Source organism: Paracoccus litorisediminis, from assembly GCF_009711205.1.
Taxonomy (GTDB): domain Bacteria; phylum Pseudomonadota; class Alphaproteobacteria; order Rhodobacterales; family Rhodobacteraceae; genus Paracoccus; species Paracoccus litorisediminis.
The window spans coordinates 20,097-27,157 of the sequence record NZ_WMIG01000033.1; the positions used below are offsets into that span (position 1 = coordinate 20,097).

Genomic DNA, 7,061 nt, shown 5'->3' on the forward strand with positions numbered 1-7,061 from the left:
CGCGGAGCGATTCTCCGCAGACCCGCCACAATGCCGCAGGGCAGCATAAAGGTTCGATTGGGATTTGCGCCCATCGGATAAGGAATTCATAAAGACTGTGGACAAGATGCAGCCCGTATCGCCACAACCGGATCATGGAACCTGTTGAAACCCCACGCCTGAATGACAATCGCCGCTGGATGACCGCACCCACTTTGGGTGGGTTCATCGGGGCGGCGCTCATCCTGATCGCGATAGGAACCGTGGTCGGCTCGGCCCGCCATGTCCTGCCGGAATCGGTCGCCATCCTGTTGTTTATGATGGGGGTTCTGGTCAGTGCGGCAGGCTTCGGCTTCTGGGTCGGGATCGCCAGCGCCTTCGGTGCGCTGGCGGGTTTCAACTTCCTTTATGTCGAGCCGCATTTCTCGCTGCATATCGGAGAGCCGCAGGACATCATCAAGCTGGTGGTGTTCCTGCTGGCCGCCGGGATCACCGGGCTGATCTCGGGGCGGCTGCGAGAGCAGGTCGATGCCGCCGAGGGGCGCGCGCGGGCACTGGAAGTGGTTTCGCAGGTATCGAGTGACCTGACCCATGTGTCGTCCCAATCCGAGATCGCCAAGGTCGCGGTGCGCCACCTGAACGCACTGGCGCAAGGTCCGGCGCTGGCGCTTGGCCCGGTCGACGGGCAGTTACGCATGTTGGCATCGGAACCCGAGGGCTATTTGCCCGATGCCAGCGAACTTGAGGCCGCCGATGTCGCATGGCGGCGGGGACGACCGGAATTTGCAGCGGCCCATGGCTGGAACGGCTCGCGCCTGACCTTTTACCCGCTGTCCGGCGATGGCGGGAAAAGCGCAACCCCGGTTCTGGGTCATGCCCGCATCTCGCCCGACCGGCGCGATCACGGCTGGCGCGAACAGGCGATTGACGTTGTCCTGCAACAATCCGGGCAGGCAATGCAGCGTCTGTCGCTAAGCGAGGCCGCCGAAAACGAACGCCGCCGCGCCACCAGCGAACAGATGCGGGCGGCGCTGCTGGCCTCGCTGTCGCATGACCTGCGCACGCCCTTAGCAACAATTCTGGGGTCGGTGACCACCCTGCGGGAATTGGGCGACACGCTGGCCCCGGCGGCGCAGGACGATCTGCTGGCCGCGATCGAGGAAGAAACCGGGCGACTGGGCCGCTATGTCGAAAAGCTGCTGCAGCTGACCCGTCTGCAATCGGGAATGGAAGTGCATCTGGCTTGGGTCGATGCGGGTGATGCGGCGCTGGCCTCGGTCAACCGGGCACGGCGGGCTTGGCCCAATGCCCGGATCGAGATCGTGATGCCGACGCTGCCGATGATCCGGGCCGAAGCCGGGCTGCTGGAACAGGCCGTCTTCAACCTGATCGAGAATGCGGTGAAATACGCCCCCGGCGTGATCCGGGTGACTGGCGCGCTGGATGACCGGACGCTGGTCCTGTCGGTCGAGGATCGCGGGCGCGGGTTGCCGCAGCCGATCACGGAATGGCTGTCCTCGGACAGCATGACGCGTGCGCCGCAGGGATCTGGCCTGGGTCTGCCGATCAGCAAGGGGATCGCCCGCTCGCTGGGCGGGACCATCGCCGCCCACCGCAACCCGCAGGGCGGCACCGTGATCGAGATCCGCCTGCCGGTCCCCGAGGATCACGGCGCATGAGCGCAAGGCAGCGCATCCTGATCGTCGATGACGAGCCCCAGATCCAGCGTTTTCTTGGCCATGCCCTGAACGCGGCGGGCTATGACACGCTGTTGGCCGCCAATGGCCATGAGGCGCTGGCCAGCATCACCGCGCAGGAACCTGACCTGATGATCCTTGATCTTGGCCTGCCGGACATGAACGGCAAGGAGGTGATCGAGCGGTTGCGCCTGCGCTCGGATCTGCCGGTCATCGTGCTGTCGGCCCATGATCAGGAAATGGAAAAGATCATGGCGCTGGATCTGGGCGCGGATGACTTCGTGGCCAAGCCCTTTGGCATCGGTGAATTGCTGGCCCGGCTGCGCGTCAGCCTGCGTCCGCGTCGGGCCGCGCGGGTGGATGTGATCCGGCAGGACGGGCTGACCATCGACCTGGACGCGCATCAGGTCAGCCGAGGCAGCGACCTGCTAAAGCTGACGCCCAAGGAGTTCGACCTGCTGGCGGCGCTCGCCTCGAATGCGGGGCGGGTGATGACGCATCGCAAGCTGTTGCAGCAGGTCTGGGGGCCCGCGCATGTCGATGACGTGCCCTATCTGCGGGTGTTCATCGGGCAATTGCGGCAAAAGCTGGAACTGGACCCGGCGCGCCCGACGCTGATCCTGACCGAACCCGGCATCGGCTATCGCTGGGCGCAGCCCGAAGGGGGACTGACATGAGCATCCGCGTTTTGCGCGCATCCGACCACCGCCGCATGCCGTGGAAGAATGGCCGTGGTGAGACGGTCGAGATCGCGGTTTTCCCCGAGGCTGCGGGCCTGGACGATTTCCAATGGCGCGTCAGCATGGCCGGCGTGACCGAGGATGGTGAGTTTTCGATCTTTCCGGGGATCGACCGAACGCTGGCGGTGCTGAGCGGCGAGGGCATCGAGTTGCATGTCGCGGGACGCGGCCCGCAGCGGCTGACGCGCGACTACGACCCGCTGGCATTTCCGGCCGATGCGCCGACAGCGGCGCGTCTGGTTCAGGGTCCGATCACCGACCTGAACGTGATGACCCGGCGCGGGCAGTATTCGCATCGGCTGGCGCGCGATGCCGGGCCTTGTGACCTGCGGCTGATCCTAGCCACTGCCCCCCTGACCCTGTCCCTTGCCGGGCAGGTTCACGCGCTTGGTCCTTTGGATGTGCTTTATTGCGACGGCCCCGAGGCAGCGTTGCCGCCGGGGCCGGTCACCAATGCCTGGCTGATTGAGATCAGCCGCGCGACCTAGCGCCAGCCAAGCGCCGGGGCGACATGCTTCAGGATGCCCTCCAGCACATGGACGTTGTAATCAACGCCCAGCTGGTTCGGGATGGTCAGCAGCAGGGTATCCGCCTCGGCAATGCCTTCGTCGGCGCTGAGCTCCTTGATCAGCTGATCCGGCTCGGCGGCATAGCCCCGGCCAAAGATCGAACGGGTCTGGTCGATGAAGCCGATTTGGTCTGCCTCCTTGCCGCCGCGCCCGAAATACATCCGATCACGGTCGTCGAGCAGCGGAAAGATCGAGCGGCTGACCGAGACGCGCGGCGCGCGCTCATGCCCGATCTCGGCCCAAGTCTCGCGATACAGGCGGATCTGTTCGGCCTGCTGGACATGGAAGGGCTTGCCGTTTTCATCGTCCTTGAGCGTCGAGCTTTGCAGGTTCATCCCCAAAGTCGCCGCCCATTTCGCCGTCGCATTCGAGGCCGCGCCCCACCAGATCCGGTCGCGCAGACCCGGCGAATGCGGTTCAAGCCGCAGCAGACCGGGCGGATTGGGGAACATCGGGCGCGGATTGGGCTTGGCGAAGCCATGTCCCTGAATGACGTTCAAAAACACCTCGGCATGGCGACGGGCCATATCGGCGTCGGTCTCACCCTCAGCGGGGGCATAGCCGAAATGCCGCCAGCCATCGATCACCTGCTCGGGAGAGCCCCGGCTGATCCCCAGTTGCAACCGCCCCTGAGAAATCAGGTCGGCAGCGCCCGCATCCTCGGCCATGTAAAGCGGGTTTTCATAGCGCATGTCGATGACGGCGGTGCCGATCTCGATCGACTTGGTGCGCGCCCCCACCGCAGCCAGCAGCGGGAAAGGCGAGCCAAGCTGGCGGGCAAAGTGATGCACGCGGAAATAGGCACCGTCCACGCCCAGTTCCTCGGCGGCGACGGCAAGATCGATGGATTGCAGCAGCACGTCTTGCGCGCTTTGGGTCTGCGAGCCGGAATCCGGCGTCCAATGACCGAAGGAAAGAAAACCGATCTTCTTCATGTTGTCCTTTCTAGGGCGGCTCTGCGCCACGGCGGATCGCGAAGTTCGGCCGCAACATGGTCGATGAAGCGGCGAAGCTTCGCGGGCATCGGATTGACGGGCGGCCAGACGGCCACGATGGGCAGGGCCTTGGTCGGATGCGCGGCAAGGAAGCGTTCCAGCCGCCCATCGGCCAGCGCGGCGGCGACGATAAAGCCCGGCAGCATCGCCAGACCCAGACCGGCAATGGCCATGTCGCGGATCGCCTCGCCATTGTTCAGGGATAACCGCCCCTCAACCAAAGGCGAGACATAGCGGTCGCGGTCCTGGAACTGCCACAGCTGACTGTTCGGGATATGGCTGTAGCCGATCACCTGATGGTCGCGCAGATCGGTCAGGTTTTCAGGTCGGCCATGCCGATCCAGATAGGCGGGGCTGGCGCAGGCGATGCTGTCATCCTCGCACAGCTTGCGCTGCATCAACGCATTGTCACGGGACTTGCCGATGCGGATGCCTATGTCGAAGCCCTCGCGCGCCAGATCGCGGCTGCGGTCGTCATAGCTGACATTGATCGCCAGATCCGGGTTCTGCACCGCAAACCCGGCGATGATCGGTCCCAGATGCATGATCCCGAAGCTCATCGGGGCCGAGATCGACAGGCTGCCGCGCAAGGGCGCGACCCCGTCCATGTCCCATGCCGTGCTTTCGGCGGCGGCAACCAGTTCGTTCAGCGCCGGGCGTAGCCGTTCGGCCAGTCGCAACGCCGCCTCGGTCGGCGTGATCCGGCCCGCATTGCGGCGAAACAGTGCCGCGCCCAAGGTCGCCTCGAGATCGGTGATGCGTTTGCTGACCACGGATTTCGACAGGTTCAGCCGCGCTGCCGCGGCGGTCACCGTGCCCAGTTCAAGCACGGTCAGGAAGGTCTCAAGGTCGTTCAGATCATAGCGCATGCGCCACAAGATAGGCGAGCGATGCTTCCCCGCCTAGCCCAAGCTGTTCGGCTGTAGCGAACACGAGGTTCGCAACTGCATCAGTGGCGGAAACGACTGGACCCGCCGATATTCAACCCAACGAAAGGAGGCCCGTCATGGAGCTCACCGGAATTCACCACCTGACGGCGATCACCGCCAAGGCCCGCGAGAACAAGCAGTTCTACACCGATGCGTTGGGTCTGCGGCTGGTCAAGAAAACCGTCAACCAGGACGACACCAGCGCCTATCACCTGTTCTATGCCGACGGGCTGGCCAGTCCCGGCAGCGACCTGACCTTCTTTGACTGGCCGGCAGCGCCCGAACGTCGCGGCACCCATTCGATCAGCCGTACCGGGTTGCGTATCGGCAAGGACAGCTTCGATTTCTGGGCCGCGCGGCTGAAGGATCGCGGCTTGAGCGCAGGCCAGATCACCGAACTCGACGGCCGCGCCAGCCTTGATTTTGACGACCCCGAAGGCCAGCGCTTTCGCCTGACCGAGGATGTCGCCGGCATCACCGCCAACGCATGGGCTAAAAGCCCGGTCCCGGCGCAGCATCAGATCAACGGGCTTGGTCCGATCACCATCTCGGTTCCCGATCTGGCGCCGACCGAAATCGTGCTGACCCATGTGCTGAACATGCGCAAGACCCGCGAATATGCCAGCCCCGACGGACAGGGCAGCGTCCATGTCTATGAAATGGGCGCGGGCGGTCCCTCGGCGGAACTGCATGTCGCGGTCCAGCCGGATCTGCCGGTGGCGCGTCAAGGCGCGGGCGGTGTCCACCACGTCGCGTTCCGCGTGCCGAACCAGCCCGCGATCCATGACTGGGCGCAGCGCCTGAACGAACTGCGCATCCCGAGTTCCGGCGAAGTCGAGCGCTACTATTTCCGCTCGCTCTATTTCCGCGAGCCCGGCGGCAACCTGTTCGAGCTGGCCTCGGATGATCCGGGCTTCGCCGTCGACGAGCCGCTGGAGACTTTGGGCGAATCCCTGTCGCTGCCGCCCTTCCTTGAAGGTCGCCGCGAACAGATCGAGGCCCGGCTGAAACCTCTGGACTGACGAAAGGGCCGCCGGTATCCCCGGCGGCCTTTATCATTCGGCAGCCTTGTCCTGGCAGGGGCCGTGAATATCTTCGATCTCGCGTGCCACCAGCTCCTGCAGCCGCCAAAGGTTGCGGTCATGGATGCCGAATTCCTGCAGGTGCAGGACGGTGTTGAACAAATATTCCGCACAAGAGCCCACCGGTCCGCAGGCCCGCGCCAGCACATGGGCGACCTGTTCCAACGGCAGCTTGCTGAGGATGCGCGGACCCGTCGGACCCGCCCAAAAGACCAGCGCCCGCATCCGACCCTTAGGCGTGTGCACCGGAATCCAGCGCACCATGCCAATATTCTCGCGAAAGCGGATCTCGCGTACGATCATGCGGCGGATCTGGGCCAGCCGATCCCCCTCGCGCACGCGATAGATGACCCCATCGCAGCGCCCGCCCCGCTCCAGCGCCATCATCAGCCCTAGCTGCTGCGGCGAGCCGCGCCAGCGATGCATCTTGAGACAAAAGGAACGGTGCCAGCCATAGGCACTGGCCCGCACATGCTCGACCGCGTCGAAATCCGGCTTCCAGATCAGCGAGCCATAGGCAAAGACCCAAAGCGGTGCCTCGCCCAGATCGGTGTGATAGTGCCGCGCCAGTTCGTCGATCCCGTCATCACCCAGCGGCGTCCAACCCGGCTCGGGCCCAAGATCGGGCTCGTCGCGCAGCGTCAGGGCGACATGGTCGGCGGTCAGAGCCATCCGTCGCAGCGCGTCGCTATCCGGTGTTGGAACGATTACCATTCGTCTCTCGAAGGGCTGCAGTCTGATGCTTCAAGGGAAGAGCAAACTTGGCTTCGATGCAACCCGTTAGGCAGTCTAGGCTCTCACGCTGAACGGTTCGAGGAAGTTTTCGATGCCGATTGAGCCCAAATCAAACGCTCTTGATGTCGATTTGCTCTCATCATCTACAAGTCTGGGCTGAAATCTCTAACGCCTTTAGCAGGGTTCTGTCGAACTCCGACCAAGCGTCATTTTCTGGCGGTGTGCCTGGTTGTTTCCGGGCTTTTGGGTTCAGGATTGGTAATTTGTGTGGGGTTTTCTGTCCAGCATTGGGGTTTTGGAGGGCTGGAATGCAGAAAGCCGCCCTTGGGCGGCTT

General features: G+C 64.1%; 7 protein-coding genes. 4 read left to right on the top strand and 3 right to left on the bottom strand.

The annotated features are described in order from the left end of the window. Positions 1-134: 134 nt before the first annotated feature. Genes GL300_RS24645 through GL300_RS24655 form a run of 3 tightly spaced genes read left to right on the top strand, consistent with a single transcriptional unit; the run spans position 135 to position 2,904 of the window. Positions 135-1,658, top strand: coding sequence for a DUF4118 domain-containing protein (locus GL300_RS24645; protein WP_155042328.1), 1,524 nt, complete (start codon positions 135-137; stop codon positions 1,656-1,658). Beyond that, positions 1,655-2,353, top strand: a complete 699-nt coding sequence (locus tag GL300_RS24650) for a response regulator (protein WP_155042329.1) — start codon at positions 1,655-1,657, stop codon at positions 2,351-2,353. Before GL300_RS24645 ends, GL300_RS24650 begins: the two co-directional genes overlap by 4 nt. Beyond that, a complete protein-coding gene (locus tag GL300_RS24655) occupies positions 2,350-2,904 on the top strand; it encodes a HutD/Ves family protein (RefSeq protein ID WP_155042330.1) in 555 nt (184 codons plus the stop codon). The genes GL300_RS24650 and GL300_RS24655 overlap by 4 nt, the downstream gene beginning before the upstream one ends. Here the strand turns inward: GL300_RS24655 and GL300_RS24660 are convergent. Continuing rightward, positions 2,901-3,920 (bottom strand): LLM class flavin-dependent oxidoreductase, encoded by a 1,020-nt coding sequence (locus GL300_RS24660; RefSeq protein WP_155042331.1) that lies wholly within the window; start codon positions 3,918-3,920, stop codon positions 2,901-2,903. The two genes, GL300_RS24655 and GL300_RS24660, sit on opposite strands and share 4 nt — an antisense overlap. Further along, complete coding sequence (locus GL300_RS24665; protein ID WP_155042332.1) at positions 3,917-4,849, bottom strand: LysR family transcriptional regulator; 933 nt, start codon at positions 4,847-4,849, stop codon at positions 3,917-3,919. Before GL300_RS24665 ends, GL300_RS24660 begins: the two co-directional genes overlap by 4 nt. Before the next feature lie 137 nt (positions 4,850-4,986). Here GL300_RS24665 and GL300_RS24670 point away from each other — a divergent pair, with 137 nt between their 5' ends. Continuing rightward, on the top strand, positions 4,987-5,931 hold the full coding sequence (locus GL300_RS24670) for a ring-cleaving dioxygenase (protein ID WP_155042333.1): 945 nt from the start codon (positions 4,987-4,989) through the stop codon (positions 5,929-5,931). A 33-nt stretch (positions 5,932-5,964) separates the two neighbouring features. Here the strand turns inward: GL300_RS24670 and GL300_RS24675 are convergent, their stop codons facing one another. Next, positions 5,965-6,705 carry a gamma-glutamylcyclotransferase gene (locus GL300_RS24675; RefSeq protein ID WP_211595392.1) on the bottom strand — a complete coding sequence of 247 codons (741 nt, stop codon included), beginning with the start codon at positions 6,703-6,705 and terminating at the stop codon, positions 5,965-5,967. Positions 6,706-7,061 lie beyond the last annotated feature (356 nt).